The sequence below is a fragment of the Rhizobium sp. BT-226 genome, from assembly GCF_025847085.2.
Taxonomy (GTDB): Bacteria; Pseudomonadota; Alphaproteobacteria; order Rhizobiales; family Rhizobiaceae; genus Rhizobium; species Rhizobium sophorae.
Genome location: NZ_JAOYTI010000008.1, coordinates 190,139 through 211,794, shown reverse-complemented (window position 1 = coordinate 211,794; position 21,656 = coordinate 190,139). Strand labels below are relative to the sequence as shown.

The window sequence follows — 21,656 nt, the reverse complement described above, 5'->3', positions numbered from 1 at the left end:
TCAGCTCTCCATGAGCGTTGATGCGGGTGCGGGCGCAACGAGGTGGCAGGCAGCTCTCCGGCCCGCCTCGACGGTGACGAGTTCAGGCGTCTCGACGCGACAGCGCTCGACCGTATGGCCGCAGCGGGGATGAAAGGCGCAGCCGGCAGGCCGGGCAGCGGGGTTCGGCGGTTCTCCCTGCAGGATGATACGGTCGCGCAACGCCGTGCCGGGAACCGGAACGCTGGAGACCAGTGCCTGCGTATAGGGATGCAACGGGCTGCGGAAAATATCCTCCGAAGCTGCTTCCTCGACGATCCGGCCGAGATACATCACCGCGACTCGATCGGCGATGTTGCGTACGACCTTCAGGTCATGGCTGATGAAAGCCATGGCGATGCCGCGCTTTTCCTGCAGGTCGCGCAACAGGTTGATCACCTGCGCCTGGATGGAGACGTCGAGAGCCGAGACCGGTTCGTCGCAGACCAGAAGCTCCGGATTGGTGGCGATGGCGCGCGCAATGACGACGCGCTGGCGCTGGCCGCCCGAAAGCTCGTGCGGATAACGCTCCGCCTGATCGCGGCGAAGACCGACGGCGACGAGCAGTTCATCGACACGTTCGCGCCGCCCCTCCTCGCTTCCGACGGCATGGATGGCAAGCGGTTCGCCGATCTGAGCGCCGATCGAGATGCGCCGGTCAAGGGCTGCCAGCGGATCCTGGAAGACGAGCTGCATGCGCGCCCTCAGGCTACGCCAGCGCGGCGTTCTGAGTGCCGGCATCGCCTCCCCGTCGAAGCGGACGCTGCCTTCGGTCGGAGCTTCGAGCCCGAGCAGCAGTCGGCCCATCGTCGATTTTCCTGAGCCGGATTCACCGACGATGCCGAGCGTCGTCTTCGGTGCGACCGACAGCGAAACGCCGTCGACCGCCCGGACATGGCTCGGCTTTCCGAACATGCCGCGGCGCATCGTATAGGTCTTGACGAGGTCGTTGGCTTCGATCAGCTGAGGTTCGCTCATGCCCATGCCACTCCCTGCTCTGCCTGCATGAGGTTCGGTTTCGATGCGGTGGCGCCGTCACTGAGCGGATGGAAGCAGGCGGTTGCACGGTCGTCGTCAAGTGCGACGAGCGGCGGCACCTTGTTATGACAGAGTTCCGAGGCATGGCCGCAACGCGGCGCAAAGGCGCAGCCGCCGGGCATCCGGCCGGGCTGCGGCACGGTGCCGGGGATCGGTATCAGCCGGTCGCGGCCGGCATCGATACGCGGAATGGCATCGAATAACCCGCGCGTATAGGGATGGCGCGGCGACCGGAACAATGATTCCGTCGGGCATTTCTCGACAATGTTGCCGGCATACATGACGCAGACGCGCTCGCAGATCTGCGACACCGCCCCGAGATCATGACTGATGAAGACGATCGCCATGCCGGTTTCCTCGCGGATCGAAATCAGAAGATCGAGGATCTGCGCCTGGATCGTCGCGTCCAGCGCCGTCGTCGGCTCATCGGCGATCAGCAGATCAGGATTTCCGGCGAGCGCCATGGCGATCATCAGCCGCTGGTTCTGGCCACCGGAAAATTCATGCGGAAAATTGTCGAAACGGCGCACCGCGTCGGGAATGCCGACCATTTCCATCAGCCGGACTGCCTCGTTGCGGGCGGCCCTGCCGGTCAGCCCGCGGTGCAGTTCGACGGCTTCGGCGATCTGGCGCCCGGCGCGGATGACAGGGTTGAGCGAGCTCGACGGATCCTGGAAGATCATGGCGATGCGGCCGCCGCGTATACTTTCGAGCTTCGTGCGCGACGCGCCGATCAGTTGATCGCTGCCGAGACGCACACTGCCGGAGACGGAAGCCTTTCCAGGCAGGAGCCCGAGTGCCGCCAGCCAGGTGACCGACTTGCCGCAGCCGGATTCGCCGACGAGACCCACCGCCTCGCCCTTCTCGATTGCCAGATCGACGCCGTGCAGGACTTCGACGCCGCTGAACGCGACCTTCAAATTGGAAATTTCGACCAATGACATTTCAGCCTCTCCTTCTTGCATTCCCGCCGGCCGTCAGATCCGAACGAGAGCATGATGTCGTCTGAAAACCGCTCACACTTTTCGGCATCATGCTCGTGCCTGTCGGGCTTGCCTGGTTTCCGGATAGCCGGTGCACCAAATGGCAGCGAGCCGGAGTTTCCCCCGGCTCGCTGATGTCGTCAGATCTTGATCAGGACCAATTGCCCTGGCGGAAGTCCATGGCAAAGGCCGATGCGGCCTTCCAATTGATCGACTTCGACTTGGCGGTGAAGACGGCGTTCTGGTGGAGAACGGTATAGGCGGGGTCTTCGCGCTCGCAGATCTGCAGCATGCGGGCGAAAGCGTCATGGCGCTTGGCGCGATCGGTGCTGGTCTCGAGGAAGGTCGACAGCGTGTTCATCTCGGCGTTGGTCCATTCGCCGACCTGTTGCTGCTGGCCGTTCGGACCGTGCTGTGCGACGATCGAGGAAACCGGATCGGGGAAGCTTGCGGAGTTCGACCAGTCGCGGACGGCGCGCGTCGGCGTCTTTTCGAGGATCTGCTGCCAGTTTTCCTTCATCTCGATCTGCACGTTGAGGCCGACCTGCGCCCACATTTCGACGAGGATCTGCGCCGTCGGGGTCTGGTTGGTATAATAGTTGTTCAGCAGGCGATACGGGATCGGATCGCCCTTGTAGTTGGCTTCCTTGAGGAGCTGGCGGGCGAGATCAGGATTGTATTCAGGCACGGTCCAATCCTTGACCAGCATGTCGCCATAGAAATCCCACTGCAGGCCGGCCGGAACGCGGGTGCGGCCTGCCCAGAGCGAGTCGACGATCGCCTGTCGGTCGATGGCATGCGTGAAGGCGCGGCGCACCAGCGGGTTACCGAGCTGAGCATGGGTCTTATCGAACACGGTCAGCCGGTGGTTGGTGATGATGCCGCCCTGGACTTCGAAGGCAGCGTTCTTTTCAATGCCTTCGATCTGGTCCGGCGGGATGTCGCTGGCGAGGTGATATTCGCCGGACAGCAGGCCATTGACGCGCGAGGCGACTTCCGGAACTTCGACGAAGCGGATCTGCTTCACCGGAGGACGGCCGCCCCAATATTCGTCATGCGCTTCGTAGATCAGGTAGGTGTCCGGCTTGAACTCAGCGACGCGGTAGGGACCGGTGGTGATCGGCGCGCGGGCCCAGTCGAGATAGCTCTTTGCCTCATCCCAGCCGCGGCGATTGGCGATGGCGCTGGCGGCAACTGAGATGCGGCCTTCCATCGTCACGTCAGGCGAACCGTTGACGAAGCGGACGGTATATTTGTCGACGATTTCGATGCCGAGCAGGGCTGGCCAGATACGGCGGGCGACGGCCGGAATTTCGACCGGCAGTTCCTTGCTTTCGCGGCCGAGCGGGTTCTTTTCGGTGACGAAGATCGTCTTGCCGGTGCTCGGCTGCGTATCGCCGAACATGCGTTCCTTGCTGAAGGAGAAGGCGACGTCTTCGGCCGTCATCTCGTCGCCATTGTGGAATTTGACGCCCTGGCGCAGTTTCAGCTCGACTGTCTTGTCGTCGATACGGCGCCATTCGGTGGCGAGCGACGGAACGGCCGAGAGGTTGCCGAGCCAGTCGAGGCCGATCAGGCTTTCCCACAGCGACGAATTGAAGATGCGCTGGCCGACATTCGACTGTTCGCGCAACGTATCCAGCGTGTTCGAGTTCGAGATCTTCTGGACGGCGATGGTGATCGAAGGACGGTTGTCGGCCTGGGCGATGGAAAAGCGCGGCAGGATCAGCGAGCTGGCGACGCCGGTGGCAAGGCCGAGAGCACCGCGACGGGTGAAGGTGACCATGGGAATATCTCCTTGGGTTCTCTGGTAAGTCGGATCAATGGCTGCGTTCGATCAGGCCTTCGGGGCCGGAGCGATAATGGGTCAGGGTTCTGTCGGCATGTTTCAGGCGCCAGGAGAGCGCCTTCTGCGCATAGTCCCGCACGAGCGCGGCATAGGCCGGATCGTCGGCGAGATTGGTGAATTCGTTCGGATCGTGCTGCAGATCGAAGAACAGCGGCGGCAGCGCTGCGAAATGAACGTATTTGTATCGCTCGTCCTGGATGACGCAGAGGCTGCAATCATTCATGCCGAGGCCGAGGAAACTCTGCGGCTCGGAATAATAGACATCGCGGAAGTCGTATTCGTAGTGCAATTCGGTACGCCAATCCTGCGGCCGGCCCTCGCTCAGGAAGGGCAGCAGCGACAGGCCGTCACAGGCGTGCGGGATCTTTCCGCCGAGCCAGTCGAGAATGGTCGGCATGAGGTCGATGCTCTCGGTGAAGCCGCTTTCGATCGCACCGGCGCGTGCATTTTCGCCGGCGTCCTTGATGACCAGCGGAATGCGGAAGCTCGGATCGTTGTAGCCGATCTTGCCGAGCAGGTGATGATCGCCGAGCTGCTCGCCGTGGTCGCTGGTGAAGATGATCAGCGTATCGTCCCACTGTCCGGTCTCATCGAGATAGTTAAAGACCCGGCCAAGGCAATCGTCGACCTCGGTGATCAGGCCGCAATAGGTTGCGCGCATCTGGCGCAGTTCCGCTTCGTCGAGCGTCGCACCTGACCCTTCGGCGCCCTGGAAGAAGGAGCCGCGGCGGATGCTGTCGACATAGAATTTCATCAACGGATGTTGTGCAGCCTCGGTGTCCGGGTTGGACGCGCGGATTGGCGCCGGCATGTCTTCCGGCCGGTACATGGCATGATAGGGAGCAGAGGCGACGAAGGGCGGATGCGGCCGGTAATAACCGAGATGCAGGAAGAAGGGCTTGCCGTCGCGGCCCTTGAGATAGGTCAGCGCCCGCTCGGTGAAGAAGGTCGAGTCCGAAAATTCCTTCGGAATGCGTGACGGACGGTCGGTGGCACCGGCAACGGCATCTTCGCCCTCGGGCAGCCAGATATCAGGACGATGCTCCGGCAGCTCGAAGCCGTTCTGTGCCACCCAGCCGAAATAACCCTCCATATTGGGCTCGAAGGCGCCGACTGGATGGAAGCCGTCCATCAAGTCGCCAAGCACCCTGAAGCGCGGATCGTTTGGCGAAGTGGTGCGCGGATCCGGCACCGTCGTCGTATAGCCGATCAGCGCCGGGTCGTAGCCGACGCCGCGCAACGCCTTGCCGAGGTTGAGGTGGCGCTGGTCGAGCGGCACCGTGTTCTGCACGGCGCGATGGTTCATCAGATAGAGGCCGGTGAGCAGGCTCGCACGGGCCGGGCCGCAGGGAACGCAGGTCGTCACATGGTTCCTAAAGGTCACGCCCTCGCGACAGAGCCGGTCGAGATTAGGCGTCTTCAGGAAATCGTTTTTCCCGTCGGCACGCAGAACGTGCGGAACGAAATCGGCTCGCCATTGGTCAACGACGATGAGGAGAACGTTTTTCTTTCGCATGGAGCCCCCATTTGTGCGGGGCTGTTTGAACCTCGATTATTGCAGCGCGATGACCACTTTTTCAACGTTCCATGACATTGAACGGATCGTGGGTTTCTTCGCGTTTATTCCATGGGCGTCATAAAATTGTAATACTTGCGACACAACAGCCGTTCACCGCGTGAGGCGGCTCCCCGGCTCTCGCTATCGGGCTTTCTTCGTCTTGCGGCTAATAACAATTGCTTTCCGGCGCCAAGGCAGCCGAAATCTGCATGGTTGAATTCCCGGCGTGACAAATTAGATTTGTCCCATGAGCGGACCGCGAGGAGTTTCGAGCGGAGATTGGTTGACGGCGGGCAGGCTGGATCTGCCTGCTGGCGGTGGTGCGTTCGCGATTCCCCGGCTGGCCATCGGCTTATTTCTGGTTGATCAGGCCCGGCACCGCATCGCCGTCGGTTCCGATCGTAAGCGGGTCGTGCCGCTGCGTGCCGGCGACGGCTGGATTCTGCCGGCCGGTTCGTCGGGCACCTGCGAATATGACGATAAGCTCTCGTTTCTGAGAGTGGATCTGTCGGACGCCTTGCTCAAGGATGTCGGTTTCGACAGGGCCGTCTTCAATCCCGTCGTCGGCAGCCTCGATCCGCTGCTGGTTCAATTCGTCCGTCACGCGGCCTCTCTTCGGGATGCACCGCAATCCCTCTATCGCGATACGATGCACCTTGCGGTTGCAGCGCATTTAGCTCAGCTGCTCTCGCCTGCCCCGCTGTCATCCATTGGGGTCGAGGACCGGCGGCTGCGCCGTGCACTGGCATATATCCATGACAATCTTGCCGAGGATCTTTCCCTTGACGACATGGCTTCCGAGGCGGCAATGAGCCGGTTCCATTTCGTGCGCATCTTCACCGCGGCGCTCGGCACGTCGCCGCTACAATATGTCATCCGTGAGCGAATGGAACGGGCCAAGGTGCTGCTCAGGACCACGGGCGTTCCGGTTGCCGCCGTCGCCATCCGCGTGGGTTATGACGACGTGTCCCGCTTCGGTCGGCATTTCAGGCGCAGTACAGGGCTCACGCCGGCAGCGTTTCGCAGACGATAGCGCTCCGACCCAGAATGACAATAAACACATAATAAATGCCAAGTATCGCTCCGGCGCCTGCGCGCCGATGCTGCGAAACTCCTCCTCGTACCTGATTAAACCGGCGGTGACGGCGAGGAAATCTTCGATGAGACTATCGACCCTTTCTGCAATTGGGGCAGCCCTGCTGCATTCGACGGCTTTTGCGGCCGGCATCGAGACGCGTCCCGTCTCCTTCCAGAACGAGGGAGTGACGCTTGCCGGCACGCTCTATCTCCCGGCCGACTACAAGCCGGGCGAAAAGCGCCCCGGCGTTCTGGTGACTGGCGCCTGGACCTCGATCAAGGAGCAGATGTCCGGCCTTTACGCGGAGGAGATGGCCGAGCGCGGCTTCATTGCCCTCGCCTTCGATTTCCGCGGCTGGGGCCAGTCTGGCGGCAATATCCGTTTCAAGGAGGATCCGGCGGCCAAGACCGATGATATCGTGGCGGCGGCCGACTTCATGGCAACCTTGCCGGAAATCGATGCCGGCAAGATCGCCGGTCTCGGCATCTGCGCCTCGGCCGGTTATATGGCGGCGGCGGCTTCGGGCAATCCCGATTTCACCGCCATATCGCTGGTGGCGCCTTGGCTGCATGACAAGGCGATCGTCGAGCGGATCTATGGCGGTGCGGACGGCGTCTCCAGGCTGATCGCCACGTCCCGCGAGGCTGAGGAAGCCGAGCGCAGCGGCCAGCCTCGGGTGATCGTTGCCGCAAGCGCCGACGACAGCACCGCGCTGATGTACCAGATCCCCTATTACACCGAGTCCAGCCGAGGCCTCATCCCGCAATATGACAATAAGTTCAATCTCGCCTCCTGGGAGCCTTGGCTGACCTATGACGCGGTTGCCATCGGTGACCGGCTCGACAAGCCGACGCTGATCGTCCACTCGGAAGCAGCGGCCGTCCCGCAAGGCGCGCATGCCTTTTTCACGCGCCTGCGTGGCGATGCCTCCGAGATCTGGCTCGACGGTGTCACCCAGTTCGATTTCTACGACAATCCCGAGGATGTCAGGCGGGCGGCCGATGCCGCGGCTGCCCATTTCGAACGGATCAACGAAGGCTCCTGATGCCTGGGAAGGAAATGACGATGAAAACCCTCCTACTCACAGTTGCCGCCGGCGTCTTGCTGGCCTCGTTCACCACCAGGGCCGAGCCGATCGGTCCAGACGACCGGGTGGCCATCATCGATGCCATTACCGACATTGCCGCTGGCGCCGACCGCCACCAGTGGGACCGCGTGCGCGGCGCCTTCGCCGACACGGTGACGCTGGATTACACCGGCCTCTGGGGCGGCGAGCCGACCACCCAGCCGGCCGAAGCCGTCATCCGGCAATGGTCTGCCTTTCTGCCGGGCTTCGATCGCACGCTGCATCTCGTCAGCAACCACGCCATCATCGAAAGTGCCGGCCCGACAGCGGTGGCCGAGGCCGATTTCCAGGCAGTCCATCGGATCGGCGCGGAGAGCTGGGTACTGATGGGACATTATCGATATGACCTCACCAAGATCGACGGCACCTGGAAAGTCTCCCGGCTGGTGATGACGCCCGCCCACGAGACCGGCGACCGGACTCTGGTCAACAGGGCCGCGGAACGCGCCGGGCAGCCGGGCTGATCCGGCCTGCCACTCTCATTCCAATATACCTTCAAGGAGATCCGCATGCGCAGACCATCGCTCGTTCGAGCACTCTTCGTTTCAGTCGCACTCTTTTCCGGAGGAACCGTCATGGCCGCAAGCCCGGAAGAAAACCGCAAGGTCATCACCGACTACTACGCCGCCTACGGCAGCGGCGACATGAGCCGTGTCGCCGCGTTCTTCGCCGACGATATCGAATGGCACATTCCCGGCCATCATCCGCTGGCCGGCGTCAAACGCGGCAAGGAAGAAGTGGCGGCATTCTTCCAGCAGCTGGGCAAGGCCGGTTTCCGCGCCGAGCTGATCGCGTTGACGGCCGACGAGTACTGGGTGATCGACATGCATCGCGGCTGGTCGGGACGAGACGGCCTGGCCAATGTCGACACCATCTGGGTGCTCGCCTTCCGCATCGAGAACGGCAAGATCAAAGAGGCGCGCAACTTCTCCTATGATCAGGCGGCCGCCGACACCTTCTTCTGGCAGGCCTACCCGCTGAAACCCCTGCCCGACCGGCTGCTCGAATGAGCTTATACCAGGTGATTCGTCGACGCGTCGAAGAGATGGATTTGGTCCGGATCGACCGAAAGTCCGATCATATCTCCTGCCTTGACCCTGTCGCGGCGCGTCTCGACGATCGTCAGTTCCGGCTGGGTCTCTGCGACGATGAAGGTTGACGAGCCGGTCGATTCGACGAAGGCGATCGGCACATCGAAGCTGCCATGTCCAGGCTCGACGACGCCGATATGCTCCGGCCGGATGCCGGCGATGAGCTTACGCCCAGGCTCGATGGCGCGGGTGATCGCAAGCGTCTGCTTCACTGCGCCGAAATCCAGGATAAGGCTCTTGCCGCCTTCCGCGGCAATCGCGGGAATGAAATTCATGGCCGGCGAACCGATGAAACCGGCGACGAAGCGGTTTGCCGGGCGGTCGTAGAGGTCCAGTGGCGCACCCTGCTGTTCGATGATGCCATCGCGCATCACCACCACATGGTCGGCCATCGTCATCGCTTCGACCTGGTCGTGCGTGACGTAGACGAAGGTTGCGTGCAGCCGGTCGTGCAGCGACCGGATTTCCTTACGCATGTGGACGCGGAGTGCGGCGTCGAGGTTGGACAGCGGCTCGTCGAACAGGAAGGCCTTGGGATGGCGGATGATGGCGCGGCTCATGGCGACGCGCTGGCGCTGACCACCGGAAAGCTCGCGCGGATAGCGCTTCAGGAGATGCGAAAGACCTGTCGTCGCCGCCACGTCCTCGGCGGCCTTTTTGGCCTCTGCCTTGGCAATGCCGCGGATGCGCAGGCTGTAGGTCAGGTTCTCCTCGACCGTCATATGCGGATAGAGCGCATAGGACTGGAAGACCATCGCGACGTCGCGCTTGCGCGGCGGCACGCCGTTCATCAGCTCGCCGGCGATCCTGAGATCGCCCGACGAAATGCTTTCGAGGCCGGCAAGTGAGCGCAGCAGCGTGGACTTGCCGCAGCCCGACGGGCCGACAAGTGCGACAAAGGTGCCCTTGGCGATCGAAAGGTCGATGTTCTTCAGGGCGTGGAAGGCGCCGTAATATTTGTTGACGCCGCTGAGCTCGATCTGCGTGGTCATTTGAGGGCTCCAGAGGTGAGGCCGGATACGATGCGGCGCTGCAAGAGAACGAAGATGGCGAGGATTGGTGTCACATACATCGTGGCGTAGGCCATGATGTTGTTCCACTCGTTGGTGTTCGGCCCCATGAAGGAGTTGAGGCCGACGCTTGCCGGCTGAAGCTCGGCCGCCTGGATCATCGACTTCGAATAGACGAATTCGCCGAAGGCCTGCATGAAGATCAGGATGGCGCTGACCAGGATGCCGTTGCGGGCGAGTGGCAGCACGATGTTGAAGAAGGCGCCGACGCGTGAATTGCCGTCGACGAGTGCCGCTTCCTCCAGTTCCTGGGGAACGCTCATGAAGGTGGCGCGCACCAGGATGACGAAGAAGGGCATGCTCTTTGCCGCGACCGCGATGATGACGGCAAGGCGCGGAGTGGAAAGCAGACCGATCTGCGAGAAGCCGACGAAGATCGGCGTGATCATCAGCGATGCCGGCAGGACCTGCAGCATCAGGATCAGGAACAGGCCGATATCCACCCAGACGTTGCGGTATCTGGCGAGCACATAAGCGCAGCCGACGCCGAGCAGCGTGATGAGCGCGACGGAGCCGAGAGCGATGACCAGCGAGTTCCAGAGGTAGCGGCCCATATTGCGGCTTTCCCAGACAGCGGCATAGGTGCCCCATTGGGGTGCCGCCGGCCAGAAGCTCGGCGGCGTCGCGAACATCTCCGAGCCGCTTTTCAGCGCGGTGATGTACATCCAGTAGAGCGGGAAGAGATAGATCGCCGCCATGACGATCGATATGGCGAGCATCAGGCGGTCGCGGTTCGTCGTATTCATCCGCGCACCTCGTGGCGCGTGGACCGGACATAGACGACCGACGCGAACATGACGAAGACGATCATGATGACGGAGATCGTCGCGCCCTTGGCGAAGTCGTATTGGCGGAAGGAGAGATCCCAGGCCCAGTATTGCGTGACATTCGACGAATTGTTCGGCCCGCCCGACGTGATCGCGGCGAAAAGATCGAACTGCTGCAGGGTGAAGATCAGGCCGAGTGCGATGATGGCACCGATGGTCGAGCGCATCATTGGCAGCGTGATCGTCCAGAAGCGCTGCCAGACATTGGCGCCGTCGAGTTCGGCCGCCTCAAAGAGATCGGCAGGAATGCCGGCGAGGCCGACGGAGAGCAGGATCATGTTGAACGAGGTGCCGAGCCAGATATTGGCGATGATGACGGCATAGAGCGAATAATGCGGGTCCGAGCGCCAGAAGATGTTGCCGGAGATGATGCCGCTTTCTTTCAGGATGAAGTTCAGCACGCCGAAATCGCCTGAGAGAATCCAGTTCCAGATGGCGCCGACAACGAGGCCAGGCATGACCCAGGAGACGAGGAACAGGCCGCGCATCCATGAGGCGCCGGGAAAATTGACCCAGAAGAACAGCGCCAGGCCGAAGCCGATCAGGAACTGGCCGGCGATGGAGCCGGTGACGAAGATGACGGTATTATAGAGGATCGGCAGCGTTTCTGGCTGCGCGAAGAGGTCGGTATAATTCTTGAAGCCGACGAAGGGACGCGAGAAGGTGCCGAGGCTGAACATGTCGACCTCCTGGAAGCTCATCACGACATTGTAGATCAGCGGCAGCCCCGCCATCAGGAACAGAAAGCTGAGCGGGAAGGCGACCAGCACGATATCGAAACCGCGACCGTCCCTGACGCTCATCAGGATCCTTTTCATGCGTCCTCCGATGCTCCGAACGGGGCCGCCTGGCGCATGATGCGGAAGACGGCCCCTGCCGGGAGGAAATGATGAGATGAACCGAGGTTCATCCGGTTAAAAGACGCGTTGCTTCCGGGTTCCTCTTCTCCCCGCCGGGGGAGAAGAGGGAGCAAGCGGCTCGCTCGCAGCCAATGATCAGCCTAGTACTGCCTTGATCTTGTCGGCTGCCTGGTCGAGCGCGTCTTTGGGGCTCATCTGGCCGGTGAGTGCCGCCTGGATGGCGTCCTGAATCGCCTTGGAGATCTTCGGCCATTGCGGATGCGGGCCGCGCGGCTTGGCGTATTTCAGCTGTTCGAGGAAGACCTTGAGGGCGGCATCCTTCAGCGGCTGGCCGGTCTCGGGGATCGAGATGTCGGAACGCGCCGGAAGCTGGCCGAAATTCTTGAACATCTTGTCGTCTTGCGAGGCGAAAAATTCGAGCGCCTTGAAGGCTTCGGCCGGATGTTTGCTGGTGGCGAAGATCGCCCAGTTGAAGTCGCCCATGGCCGACGAGCGTTCAGCCCCTTCCTTCGGGACCGGAAGCAGGGTGACGCCCCAGTCGAACTTCGCTTCCTGGCTCATGCGGTCGAGCTCCCAGGGACCCGAGATCGCCATTGCCGCATTGCCTGAGTTGAAGGTGCCGGTCGAATCCCACTGGCCGCGCGTCAGTGTATCGGGAGAAGCGAGCTTCTCGTCCATGATCGTCTTCCAGACCTCGAGCGCCTTCACCGCGCCGTCGGCATTGATGTTTTCATAGCTGCCGCCGCCCATCTGGGCCCAGGGAAGGAACTGGAAAGTGCCCTCCTCGTTGGCTTTGGCCGAGAAGGCGAGACCGTAGACGTTCTTGGCGGGATCGGTCAGCTTGCGCGCATCCTCGACGAGCTCGTCCCAGGTCTGCGGCGGCCTGTTCGGATCGAGGCCCTTCGCCTTGAACATGTCCTTGTTGTAGTAGAGCGCGATCGTGTTGGTCGCCTTCGGCACGCCAAAATACTTGCCGTCCCACTCGACCGATTTCAGCGGCCCCGGAAAGTAGTTCTCCGGCTTGATAACGGTCGACTTGGCGATCATGTCAGTGAGATCAAGGAAGGCGCCGCGCGACGAGAACAGCGCATGCTCCGGATTGTCGACGGCGATGATATCGGGCGCCTGGCCGGTCGCATAGGCGCGCATCGCCTCGGTGACGACGTCGTCGAACTGGATCAGCCGATATTCGATCTTGATGCCGTTGTTCTGGGCATTGAATTCCTTGACGAGATTCGGCGCCGGCTGGATGTCCCTGTCCAGCGACCAGAGCGTCAGCGTGACGTCCTCGGCCTTGGCCGAAAGGCCGGTGAGCGAAACGCCTGCAAGCGCGAGAGCGCCCAGAATTGCATATTTGCGGATAGCCATGGTTCTCCTCCTTTGTGGTTATCCCCGTTTCCGGCAATTCCTCCTTGCCGGCCACGATATCATCAGATCGGATCGACGACGAATTCGCCGCCCCGGGCATGCTTGAGGTGGTTCAGCGCATAGACCTGGCCGGTCATTTCAAGCGCATCGCGATAGACCGGGTCGTGCCAGCCTTCGATATCGATCGAGCCCGACCAGCCGGCAAGGCGCAGCTCGGAAATGATGTCGGTCCAGTTGCTGTCGCCGAAGCCCGGCGTGCGCATGAAGACGAACTTTTCCTTGCCGAAGATGCCGTGTTCCTTGATGACTTCCCAGCGGATGGTCGCGTCCTTGCCGTGGACGTGGAAGAACTTGTGCGCCCATTTGCGGATCTGCGGCAAAGGGTCGATCAGATAAACCATCTGATGGCACGGTTCCCACTCCAGCCCGATATTATCATCCGGCGTCTCGTTGAAAATCAGTTCCCAGGCATCGGGATTGTGGGCGATGTTCCAGTCGCCGCTTGCCCAGTTGCCATCCATGGCGCAATTCTCGAAGGCGATCTTGACGCCCTTGTCGGCAGCACGCTTGGCAAGCTCGCTCCAGATCTGTTTGTAGCGAGGCAGGCTGTCGGTTAGCGGCTTGCCGCGGATGCGGCCGGTGAAGCCGGCAACGCAGGTGGCGCCGAAATGATGGGCATTGTCGATGCAATCCTTCCAGCCCTGCAGCGTCTCGAGGTCGATTGCGGTCTCTTCCAGCGGATTGCCGAACATGCCGAGCGTCGAGATGGTGACGTCGCGGTCACCGATCGCATCGAGGCAGCGCTTGCCGAGTTCGGCAAGGTCCTGGCCCTTCGTCGTCTGCCAGAAGAAAGGTTCGAAGCTTTCGAAGCCCATGTCGGCGATCTCGCCGATGCGGTTTGCGGCATCGCCTTTGTTGCCGCTGACCATGGTGCCGATACGAATGGATTTTGCAGGGTTGCTCACGTCACTTGATCCTATGCTGAAATTTCGACGCGCCTGCCCGTCTTGGCGCTTTCAATCGCGCCGAAGACCATGGCAAGGCTTCTGATATTGTCGGAATTAACCGTCTCTGGCTGCTTGCCGGTGCTGATCGCCGCGATGAAATCGGCGATGACGCTGGCATGGCCATGGGTTTCCTCGTCGTGTTCCGGCCCGGGAACGTTTACGGCAGCAGAGCCATGCAAAAGGCCCGGCTCTTCGCCCGCAACAGTCGCCTTGAAATTCTCTTCGCCATCCCAGGTGAGCATTCCCTTCGAGCCGACGAGGCGCCACTGGCTTTCCCAGCTGGTGCGCTCGCCTTCGGCGCACCAGGAGCCGCGATAGGTGAAGACGATGTCGTCGGAAAATTCGAAGATGGCATTGGCCGAGGCCCCGTGGCGGTACCACGAACCCTTCGGATTGCGCTCGACGCAATAGACGGCAAGCGGCTTCCTGTCGGCGACGTAACGGGCAGCATCGAAGGTGTGGATCGCCATGTCGAGAAGCAGAACGTTGTCCATTTCTTCGCGGAAGCCGCCGAAATGCGGCGCCAGGAAGAAGTCGCAATGGATGCCGGTCAATTCGCCGATCGCGCCGCTGTCGACGAAACGGCGCAGGCGCCTGACGCCTGATATGAAGCGACGATTCTGGATGACGGCGTGGATGCAGCTGGTCTCGGCGGCGAGATCGATCAGCGCGGCGCCCTCGGCAAGCGAGGCCGCCATCGGCTTTTCGCTGAGCACATGGCAACCGGCCTTGAGTGCGGTGGAAACGACTTCGTAGCGCGCGGCCGGAATGACGATGTCGAAGACCAAGTCGGCCTTTGTGGCCGCGATGACGTCGGACAAGTCCGAACCGATGACGGCGCCTTCAAGGCCGCATTCCGCGGCGAGCTTCTCCGCCGTCTCCCGGTTCAGGTCGACGAGGCCGACGATGGTGATGGTATCGGCCAGCAGAGGGTTGGAAGCAATGGCTCGCAACCAACCTTTGGACATAGCTCCGCACCCGCACAGAATGGCACTGAATTTCACGATTTCCTCCAGGGGAATGGTGTCAACTCTCCTCGTGACACGCACTCCGTAAACGTTTACGACTGTAGGCGAAAACATTTTGCGGTGTCAATAGACGGCAAATGGGAAATTACGGGCCCAGATCCGGACGGATCTGAATTATAGAAATGGAGCATGATGTTGTCCGAAAACCGCGCACACTTTTCGGCATCATGCTCCCGGGAAAATCGTCAGCGATGAAGGGAATTCGCCAGCTTGCCGAACACCTGAATATCTCGATCGGCACGGTCTCCCGCGCGCTGAACGGCAAGCCCGATGTCAACGAGGAGACTCGCCGGCGCGTGCTGGCTGCGGCCGAGGAGCTCGGCTATGTCGCGAACCAGTCTGGGCGGAGCCTGCGGCAGGGAGAGACGAAGGTCATCGGGTTGATGATCGAATCCAGCAAGGAGACGGTCGAGAATGCCGACAACTTCTTCCTCGGCGTCACCAGCGGCCTGCAGAGCGTCTTTGCCCGCCACAAGCTCGACCTCCTCATGCTGCCCTGCCCGAGCGATGAGGACCCGTACGAATATCTGAAGCGGATGGTGGCGCGTCGTATCGTCGATGCGATGATCATCTCGGACACGCAGCGCGTCGACCGGCGCATCGACTTTCTGTCACGGGCGAAGATCCCCTTCGTCGCGCTTGGCCGCAGCCTTTCGGCCAGCAATTCTCCATGGATCGATCTCGATTTCGAGGGCGTGGCCGACCACGCCGTCGAGCGGCTGATCGCGCTGGGCCACCGCCGGATCGCGATCACCGCGCCGTCGAGCGAGGTCAACCTCGGCTATCTCTTTATCGAAAGCTATCGCCGGGCGCTCGAGCGGCACGATATTGCCTTCGACTCCTCACTCGTCATCCGCGTCAAGTCGAGTGAACAGGGCGGCTATCAGGCGGCCCATGAGCTGCTGCTGCTCGAAGAGCGGCCGACGGCGGTGATCCTGATCTACGAGCTGATGGCGATCGGCCTTTACCGCCGCCTGATGGAATCGGGCGTCATGCCCGGCCGCGACCTTGCGGTGATCGGCTTCCGCGACGCTCCGCGCGCACGTTTCCTGCAGCCCTCGCTCAGTTGCTTTCGCATGTCACTCTACGATCTCGGCGTCGCGCTCGGCCGGATGCTTCTCGCCAACATGCCGGCCTATCGAGATTTCTATCCGGGAGGCGAGCGCAACATCATCTGGCCCCTCGAACTGATGCCGGGCGAAAGCGACGCGTTTCAGGTCCGGGTTACAGCTTGAGCGCTATGGGTTTGCTTCCGGAAGCGGAAGCGTGGCCCGTCCATTCCAGCGGTAGCGACGCTTCATGTGCCAGCAGGGAAGAACCGGTTCTCCGGCCGCGGCAATCCGAGATGTTCGCGTAGCGTCGTGCCCTCGTATTCGCTGCGGAATAGGCCGCGGCGCTGCAATTCGGGAACCAGCCGTTCGGTGACGTCGGTGAGACCCTGCGGCAGATAGGGGAAGACGATGTTGAAACCGTCCGAACCCTCCTCGTCAAGCCAGCGCTCCATCTCGTCGGCGATGCTGGCCGGCGTGCCGACGAAGGCGAGGCCGGCATAGCCGCCGTAGCGCTGTGCCAGCTGCCGCACCGTCAGATTTTCTTCCGCGGCAAGCTTCAGCACCTGGGCGCGGCCGGTCTTGCTGGCATTGGTGTCGGGAATATCGGCCGGCAGCGGCGCGTCGGGATCGAAGCCCGAAGCGTCATGGCCGAGTGCGATCGAAAGCGAAGCGATGGCGCTGTCGTAATGCACCAGGCTGTCGAGGGTGGCGCGTTTGGCACGTGCCTCGTCGATGCTGTCGCCGACGATGATGAAGGCGGCGGGCAGGATCTTCAGATGGTCACGGTTGCGGCCGTTGGCTTCCATGCGGCCCTTGATATCGGCATAGAGCGCCTTGCCGGCGGCCAGATCGCGCGGCGAACAGAAGACCATCTCCGCGGTCTCGGCGGCAAGCTGGCGGCCGGGGTCCGACTGGCCGGCCTGGACGATGACAGGCCAGCCCTGCGGCGGCCGGGCAATATTGAGCGGCCCGCGCACGCTCAGCTCCTCGCCCTTGTGGCCGAGCACATGCATCTTTTCCGGATCGAAGAACAGGCCGCTTTCCCGGTCGCGGATGAAGGCATCGTCGGCGAAACTATCCCAGAGCCCGGTGACCACATCATAGAATTCCCGGGCGCGATGATACCGTTCGCCATGCTCTACATGTTCGTCGAGGCCGAAATTGAGCGCGGCATCAGGGTTCGATGTCGTGACGATGTTCCAGCCGGCGCGGCCGCCGCTGATATGGTCGAGCGAGGCGAAACGCCGGGCGATGTGATAGGGCTCGTCGAAGGTGGTGGAGGCCGTGGCGACGAGGCCGATGCGCTCCGTCACCGCTGCCAGCGCCGAGAGCAGCGTGAAGGGCTCGAAGGAGGTCACGGTGTGGCTGCGCCTGAGCGCCTCGACCGGCATGTTGAGCACGGCAAGGTGATCGGCCATAAAGAAGGCGTCGAATTTCGCCCGCTCCAACGTCTGCGCGAAGGACTTCAGATGGGCGAAATTGAAGTTGGCGTCGGGATAGGAACCGGGATAGCGCCAGGCGCCGGTATGCAGGCTGACGGGACGCATGAAAGCGCCGAGGCGCAACTGCCGTGAACGTGTCATGATTTTCCTCATGGATCGGGCAAGGCGGCCGCCCTGCCCCGCATTGAGCGTTCTTTCTGCAACCGGCGCGCTGACGCACCTGACATCGGTTACGTAGGAGGTCGCCGTCGTCAAAACGAGACCGGGAGCGCCAGTTCTGGGCAGGAATTTTATCGCTTCCAGGCGACCTCGTCGCATGAGTGTCGGACCGCAACACTAAACGGGGCGGTCGAAGCCTGATAAGCAAACACTTTTTATTTTCTATCGCATCTATAGAATTTGTGCTCTTATCTCGACGCTCAATTTCTTTCACCGATAGGCTCGTCAGAATCGGAGACATCGATGAACACCGTGCTGAGGCAAGCAGATCAGATCCGGCCCGTGGCCGACCGTATCGGCAGCGATGATGAGGCGATCGCCACCGCCCGCAGACTGGCGGCGCAATTCGCCGCACGTGCCGCCGAGCGCGACGCCGACCGGATCCTGCCATTTAGCGAACTCGATCTTCTCGCCCAGTCCGGCCTTCTGGCGATCACCGTGCCGGCGCAATATGGCGGGCTTGACGTTTCCAACGCCGTGCTTGCCGAGATCACCGCGATCCTGTCTGAGGCGGACGGTTCGATCGGCCAGATCCCGCAGAACCATTTCTATATCCTCGAGGCGCTCAGAACCGACGGCGGCGAGGAGCAGCAGCGCTATTTCTTCGGCCGCGTGCTGGCCGGCGATCGTTTCGGAAATGCGCTATCCGAGCGCGGCACCAAGACGGTCGGCCACTACAATACGCGCATCACCCGCGACGGTCCCGGTTATCGGATCAACGGCCGCAAATTCTATTCGACCGGCGTCCTCTTCGCCGACTGGATCACCATCTTCGCGCTCGATCCGGAGGATCGGTTGACCATGGCCTTCGTGCCGAAGGGCACCGAAGGTGTCGAGATCGTCGACGACTGGGACGGTTTTGGCCAGCGCACCACCGGCAGCGGCACGACGATCCTCGACAATGTCTATGTTAGCGCCGATTCCGTGGTCTTCCATCATAAGGGCTTCGAGCGGCCGACGACGATCGGCTCCGTTGGTCAGATCATCCATGCCGGCGTCGACCTCGGTATCGCGCGAGCGGCCTTTGCCGAAACGCTGGAGTTCGTCAGGACGAAATCGCGCCCCTGGATGGATAGCGGCCTTGAGCGTGCCTCAGACGATCCGCTGACGATCGCCAAGGTCGGCCAGATCGCCATTCGCCTGGAGGCGGCAACGGCTCTCGTGGAGCGCGCCGGGCACAAGGTCGATGCCGCACAGGTCGAGACGACGGAGGAAAAGGTGATCGCGGCCACACTTGCGGTTGCCGCCGCCAAGGTGCTGACGACAGAGGTGGCGATCGAGGCTTCGAACACGCTTTTCGAGCTTGCCGGAACCTCGTCGGTACAAACAGGCCTCAACCTCGACCGCCACTGGCGCAATGCCCGCACCCATACGCTGCACGATCCCGTGCGTTGGAAATATCACGTCGTCGGCAACTACCATTTGAACGGCGTAACGCCGCCGAAGAACGGCGCGCTCTGAAATCTGAAATCTTCCCCTCTTTCAACCGAAAACCCCCACCGCCGATGCCGGCAGTGGGGTTTTTGCTTTCGATGAAAGATGGCCGCCTCAGCTATAGAGGCTGACCTCTGGTATCTTGTCGTTCAGCACGAATTCACCGACTTCCTTCGCCTTGTAGAAAACCGGATCGTGCAGCGTATGGGTGCGGACATTGCGCCAGAACCGGTCGAAGCGGTATTTGTCGGCCGTTGAGCGTGCGCCCGTCAGCTCGAAGACGCGCGAGGTGATGTCGAGCGAAACATGAGTGGCGTGGACCTTGGCGGCATAGGCTTCCGCCGCCGCCTCGCCGCGCTCGCGCGTCGTCACATCGCGGCCGCGGGCAAGGCCCGCCTGCACGGCTGATGCCGCACTGTCGGCAAGGGCTGCCGAAGCTTTCAGTGCGGCGGTGAATTCGCCGACCCGCTCGAGAATATAAGGATCGTCCGCCGCCCGCTCGACACCCGAGGTGATCCATGGCCGGGTCGTGTTGCGGACGTAATCGACGGCCGCCTGCAGCGCGCCTTCCGCGGTGCCGAGATAGAAATTGACGAAGACCAGTTGGATGAACGGCGTATTGAAGGTCGACAGAACCGGCGGCACCACATCGGGTGCAGCCGGCGCGCCGACGAAATCCTCCTCGTAGACGGGGAAATCATGAAATTCGACGCTACCGCTGTCCGACAGGCGCTGGCCGATATTGTCCCAGTCGTCGTTGGCGACGTAACCTTGACGATTGGTCGGCACGGCGAAACCGGCGATCTTGTCGTCGAGCGTCGCATTGGCATTGATATAGTCGGAAACCCGAGCCGCCGTGGAGAAGGACTTGCGTCCGTTCAGCACATAGCCGTTGCCGCGACGGGTGAGCACCAGCCCGGGATCACGCGGATTGACGGCCGCCCCCCAATAGAGGTTCCTGGCGACCGTATCGCTGCCCAGCGCATGGGCGCGCGACGCATCGAGGGCCCAATAGATGTACTGGCTATTGACGTAGTGGTAGCCGAGCAGCTGGCCGATCGAGCTCTCGCCGCGGGCGAGAATGCGCACCAGCCTCAGCCCGTCGACCCAATCGAGGCCACCGCCGCCGATCTCGCGGGGATGCAGCGCATTGAGCAGCCCGGCATTCTTCAATTTGACGATCTCGGCGAGCGGTGGACGGCCTTCGCGGTCGAGGTCTGCGGCGCGCCGCGAAAGGTCGGCAGAGATCTCCTCGGCACGGGCAAAGAGGTCTTCTCGCGTCGGGTTGCGGCTGGCCGCGAAGATGACATTGGATTGGCTCATGGGCGGAACTCCAATTCTCCAAAAGATGATCCGGCGGAGCCGCAGAGAGGCTTCCGCCGGAAGGATCGAAGTGCGTGGTCTCAGAACAGCTTGTCCGGGATCCAGCTGGCGGTCGCCGCATCGCTCGTGCTGAAGGCCGGGATCTTTTCGGCCAGTTCCTCGATCGTCTTGACGCCGGCTGCGCGCAGGCTTTCCTGCGTCAGAAGCGTCGGCTTCACGGTGATTTGGTGGGGAACCGTCTGCCCGGCGATTTCGAGTGCTGCGACGCGAATGGAAACGGCGCCGACGACGGCAGGATTGGTCGCGACGGTTGCGACCCAAGGGCTGCCTTCCTCGGTGATTTCCTGGATATCGGCCGTCGAGACGTCGGCCGAATAGATCTTGAGCTTGCTTGATATGCCGAGATCGTTGGCGGCGAGCTTCACGCCGCGGGCGAATTCGTCATAGGGGGCGAAGACGACCGAAATATCGGGATTGGCGGTCAGCACGGCCTTCGCCTGATCGGCGGTCGAAGTCGCCGTCGTGTCGCTGACATTGCCGAAGCGGGCCTTTTCGATCACGCCTTTATTGTCCGACTTGAACTTGTCCCAGACTTCGTTGCGGCGGTCGAGCGGCGCAAAGCCGGCGACATAGACATAACCGGCGTTGAAGTTCTCGCCGTTGTCTTTCACCACCTGTTCGAGCGCCAATGATGCGAGTTCGTGATCGCTCTGCTCCACCTGCGGAATCTTGGGATTGTTGAGGTTGACGTCGAAGGCAACGACCTTGATGCCCTTGTCGAGCGCCTGCTGCACGACGTCGCCGAGCGATTCCGGCAGGCCGTGGTCGATGACGATGCCGGAGACGCCGAGATTGATCGCCTGCAAGATCTGCTCGCGCTGTTCGGCGGCATCCTGCCGGCCGGGGAAGATGCGCAGGTCGATATCCAGCGCCTTGGCCTGGGCTTCAGCCCCTGCCTGGTAGGCCTGGAAGAAATCGCCGGCCGAGATGTAGCTGATCAGTGCTACTTTGACGCCGCCCTTGTCGAAAGGGGCAGGAGCGCCGGACAGGCCGTCGGCTCTTGCGCCTTGAATGAAAATGAACGGAATGACGGCGGCAGACAGTGCGAGCCGTGCGAGGGATTTCATCGTCGCGTTCCTTTTAGCAATCGGAGCGTCGTCTGACAGGTCTGGCAGCCCTCGCGACGCGTCGGATTATTTAGATATAATCTCTATGTTTTTAGTAGAGTAAATGATCCGATTTTATGGGCTGCGGGAGATTCTTTGTTTCTCGAGGACAGTTTGTG

General features: G+C 61.8%; 19 protein-coding genes. 6 read left to right on the top strand and 13 right to left on the bottom strand.

Translation table 11 applies throughout. From position 1 onward, the window contains the following. The 4 genes from OIU37_RS33225 to pehA form a co-directional block, all read right to left on the bottom strand. Complete coding sequence (locus OIU37_RS33225) at window positions 1–1,002, bottom strand: ABC transporter ATP-binding protein (RefSeq protein ID WP_264259936.1); 1,002 nt, start codon at window positions 1,000–1,002, stop codon at window positions 1–3. Continuing rightward, window positions 993–2,000, bottom strand: a complete 1,008-nt coding sequence (locus tag OIU37_RS33220; RefSeq protein WP_264259935.1) for an ABC transporter ATP-binding protein — start codon at window positions 1,998–2,000, stop codon at window positions 993–995. Before OIU37_RS33220 ends, OIU37_RS33225 begins: the two co-directional genes overlap by 10 nt. Before the next feature lie 190 nt (window positions 2,001–2,190). Then, a complete protein-coding gene (locus OIU37_RS33215) occupies window positions 2,191–3,825 on the bottom strand; it encodes an ABC transporter substrate-binding protein (protein ID WP_027667137.1) in 1,635 nt (544 codons plus the stop codon). Between the two features lie 34 nt (window positions 3,826–3,859). Then, window positions 3,860–5,404 carry a phosphoric/sulfuric ester hydrolase PehA gene (pehA, locus tag OIU37_RS33210; RefSeq protein ID WP_182211091.1) on the bottom strand — a complete coding sequence of 515 codons (1,545 nt, stop codon included), beginning with the start codon at window positions 5,402–5,404 and terminating at the stop codon, window positions 3,860–3,862. Window positions 5,405–5,729: 325 nt separating this feature from the next. Here pehA and OIU37_RS33205 point away from each other — a divergent pair, with 325 nt between their 5' ends. The 4 genes from OIU37_RS33205 to OIU37_RS33190 all read left to right on the top strand — a co-directional run bounded on the left by OIU37_RS33205 (window position 5,730) and on the right by OIU37_RS33190 (window position 8,660). Further along, entirely contained in the window at window positions 5,730–6,479 is a 750-nt protein-coding gene (locus OIU37_RS33205; protein ID WP_264259934.1) for an AraC family transcriptional regulator, read from the top strand. 127 nt (window positions 6,480–6,606) lie between these two features. Then, window positions 6,607–7,569 (top strand): alpha/beta hydrolase, encoded by a 963-nt coding sequence (locus OIU37_RS33200; RefSeq protein ID WP_264259933.1) that lies wholly within the window; start codon window positions 6,607–6,609, stop codon window positions 7,567–7,569. A gap of 20 nt (window positions 7,570–7,589) precedes the next feature. Then, on the top strand, window positions 7,590–8,114 hold the full coding sequence (locus OIU37_RS33195; protein ID WP_264259932.1) for a nuclear transport factor 2 family protein: 525 nt from the start codon (window positions 7,590–7,592) through the stop codon (window positions 8,112–8,114). 45 nt (window positions 8,115–8,159) lie between these two features. After that, entirely contained in the window at window positions 8,160–8,660 is a 501-nt protein-coding gene (locus OIU37_RS33190) for a nuclear transport factor 2 family protein (RefSeq protein ID WP_264259931.1), read from the top strand. Between the two features lie 2 nt (window positions 8,661–8,662). Here the strand turns inward: OIU37_RS33190 and OIU37_RS33185 are convergent, their stop codons facing one another. From OIU37_RS33185 to OIU37_RS33160, 6 genes are all read right to left on the bottom strand, one after another. Continuing rightward, window positions 8,663–9,733, bottom strand: coding sequence for an ABC transporter ATP-binding protein (locus OIU37_RS33185; protein ID WP_171605225.1), 1,071 nt, complete (start codon window positions 9,731–9,733; stop codon window positions 8,663–8,665). Beyond that, on the bottom strand, window positions 9,730–10,557 hold the full coding sequence (locus OIU37_RS33180) for a carbohydrate ABC transporter permease (protein ID WP_171605224.1): 828 nt from the start codon (window positions 10,555–10,557) through the stop codon (window positions 9,730–9,732). Before OIU37_RS33180 ends, OIU37_RS33185 begins: the two co-directional genes overlap by 4 nt. Continuing rightward, window positions 10,554–11,456, bottom strand: coding sequence for a carbohydrate ABC transporter permease (locus OIU37_RS33175; protein ID WP_171605223.1), 903 nt, complete (start codon window positions 11,454–11,456; stop codon window positions 10,554–10,556). Before OIU37_RS33175 ends, OIU37_RS33180 begins: the two co-directional genes overlap by 4 nt. Before the next feature lie 177 nt (window positions 11,457–11,633). Next, complete coding sequence (locus OIU37_RS33170) at window positions 11,634–12,866, bottom strand: sugar ABC transporter substrate-binding protein (protein ID WP_264259930.1); 1,233 nt, start codon at window positions 12,864–12,866, stop codon at window positions 11,634–11,636. Window positions 12,867–12,928: 62 nt separating this feature from the next. After that, window positions 12,929–13,831: a sugar phosphate isomerase/epimerase gene (locus OIU37_RS33165; RefSeq protein ID WP_264259929.1), complete on the bottom strand. Its 903-nt coding sequence runs from the start codon at window positions 13,829–13,831 to the stop codon at window positions 12,929–12,931. 11 nt (window positions 13,832–13,842) lie between these two features. Further along, the gene (locus tag OIU37_RS33160) at window positions 13,843–14,877 is read right to left on the bottom strand and encodes a Gfo/Idh/MocA family protein (protein WP_264259928.1); all 1,035 of its coding nucleotides are present in this window, start codon (window positions 14,875–14,877) and stop codon (window positions 13,843–13,845) included. 215 nt (window positions 14,878–15,092) lie between these two features. Between OIU37_RS33160 and OIU37_RS33155 the strand changes: the two genes are divergently transcribed. After that, window positions 15,093–16,136, top strand: coding sequence for a substrate-binding domain-containing protein (locus tag OIU37_RS33155; RefSeq protein WP_180695535.1), 1,044 nt, complete (start codon window positions 15,093–15,095; stop codon window positions 16,134–16,136). Window positions 16,137–16,198: 62 nt separating this feature from the next. Here OIU37_RS33155 and OIU37_RS33150 read toward each other — a convergent pair whose 3' ends face one another. Next, on the bottom strand, window positions 16,199–17,536 hold the full coding sequence (locus OIU37_RS33150; protein WP_264259927.1) for an LLM class flavin-dependent oxidoreductase: 1,338 nt from the start codon (window positions 17,534–17,536) through the stop codon (window positions 16,199–16,201). A 321-nt stretch (window positions 17,537–17,857) separates the two neighbouring features. On the opposite strand from OIU37_RS33150, the gene OIU37_RS33145 reads away from it, so the two are divergent. Beyond that, window positions 17,858–19,075 carry an SfnB family sulfur acquisition oxidoreductase gene (locus tag OIU37_RS33145; protein WP_264259926.1) on the top strand — a complete coding sequence of 406 codons (1,218 nt, stop codon included), beginning with the start codon at window positions 17,858–17,860 and terminating at the stop codon, window positions 19,073–19,075. A gap of 87 nt (window positions 19,076–19,162) precedes the next feature. Here OIU37_RS33145 and OIU37_RS33140 read toward each other — a convergent pair whose 3' ends face one another. Together OIU37_RS33140 and OIU37_RS33135 are read right to left on the bottom strand one after the other, a co-directional pair. Then, a complete protein-coding gene (locus tag OIU37_RS33140) occupies window positions 19,163–20,371 on the bottom strand; it encodes an acyl-CoA dehydrogenase family protein (RefSeq protein WP_264259925.1) in 1,209 nt (402 codons plus the stop codon). An 80-nt stretch (window positions 20,372–20,451) separates the two neighbouring features. Further along, the gene (locus tag OIU37_RS33135) at window positions 20,452–21,498 is read right to left on the bottom strand and encodes a substrate-binding domain-containing protein (RefSeq protein ID WP_264259924.1); all 1,047 of its coding nucleotides are present in this window, start codon (window positions 21,496–21,498) and stop codon (window positions 20,452–20,454) included. Window positions 21,499–21,656: the final 158 nt, after the last annotated feature.